The organism is Chlorobium sp. (assembly GCF_036528655.1).
GTDB lineage: Bacteria > Bacteroidota > Chlorobiia > Chlorobiales > Chlorobiaceae > Chlorobium.
Map to the genome: position 1 here is coordinate 1 of NZ_JAIGND010000047.1, position 1,112 is coordinate 1,112.

At 51.1% G+C, this 1,112-nt stretch carries 2 protein-coding genes and 1 pseudogene; all 3 read left to right on the plus strand.

Annotation, left to right across the window (positions count from 1 at the left end):
- Positions 1-140: 140 nt before the first annotated feature.
- Positions 141-605: a hypothetical protein gene (locus tag K4305_RS12110; protein WP_331562742.1), complete on the plus strand. Its 465-nt coding sequence runs from the start codon at positions 141-143 to the stop codon at positions 603-605.
- Positions 566-826: pseudogene (locus K4305_RS12115) on the plus strand (recombinase family protein); the annotation flags it as partial. The gene K4305_RS12110 and the pseudogene K4305_RS12115, both read left to right, overlap by 40 nt.
- 142 nt (positions 827-968) lie before the next feature.
- Positions 969-1,112 (plus strand): type II toxin-antitoxin system ParD family antitoxin (locus K4305_RS12120; RefSeq protein ID WP_442880487.1); only part of this gene is annotated, 144 nt, incomplete at its 3' end.

The following is a 1,112-nucleotide window of genomic DNA, read 5'->3' on the forward strand; positions in this document are numbered from 1 at the left end:
CTTTCGTTCGAAGGCTTATGACCTGTTTGCGCAATAATTCACGCTCACGGTCCGATACTTTTCTAACGTCTATTTTTTCCATGCTCTCAATATAATAAATTGAGAGCTATATTTGCCGGATTAATAACAGCGGCGAATGGATGCCGGGCAGGGTGGCAGCGTTCATCGTCGATCGTCCGGTGAAGCGGGAGATCTTTGCCAGTCCTTTCCGCGACCGTATTGTTCACCACCTGCTGTACGCAAAGCTCAATCCTCTTTTTGAACGAGCCTTCATTTATGACAGCTATTCGTGCCGGACTGGCAAGGGAATGCTGCTGGGCATCCGGCAGCTGGAACGGTTCATCCGGAGCTGTTCACAGAACCATGCCCAGCCGGTCTTCGTGCTGAAGCTCGATATTAGCGGCTTTTTCATGAGTATCAGCCGGAGCCGCTTGTATGCGCTGCTGGAGGCGTTCCTCCTGGCACGCTACACGAACAGCGATCTGCCGGTGGTGATGGCGCTGGTGCAGAAGGTGGTGTTTCATGATCCGGTTTCGCATTGCGTTATCAGGGGTCGCCGTTCGGACTGGACAGGATTGCCGGACGACAAGAGTATGTTACGGTAAGCAAGGTGGTCACATTCAAGGCTTCGGGAAAAGACATCAGGCGTCCGGAGCTCGATGCAATGCTGTCATTCTTGCGGGAAGGGGATACCGTTGTGGTGCACAGTATCGAGCGCCTGGCACGCAATCTGGACGACCTGCGTCAGCTGGTGCAGAACCTCACGAAAAGGGGAGTGCGCATCGAGTTCGTGAAGGAAAGCCTGACATTTACTGGCGAAGAAACATCATGCTCTCCGTGATGAACACTTTCGGAATTCGCTATCGCACACGTCTGGAGCGGCAGAAGCACCGATTTCATGCACTTATTCTGTGTCTTGAAAAACGTTGCATAATAGTAGTTATGTAAAGTATATTTTCGCATAAACCATGGCAATGAATATTATTCTGACACCGTCGCTTGAAAAAATGGTGCGGGACAAAGTCAAGTCCGGGCTCTATACATCTGCAAGTGAGGTTATGCGTGAAGCTTTGCGTCTTATGGCCGAGCAGGATTCCATTCGTCAGGCGAAG

Bases quoted from the DNA above. Each gene is read 5' to 3' on its own strand.
- K4305_RS12110 (WP_331562742.1), top strand. From the start codon at position 141: ATGCCGGGCAGGGTGGCAGCGTTCATCGTCGATCGTCCGGTGAAGCGG.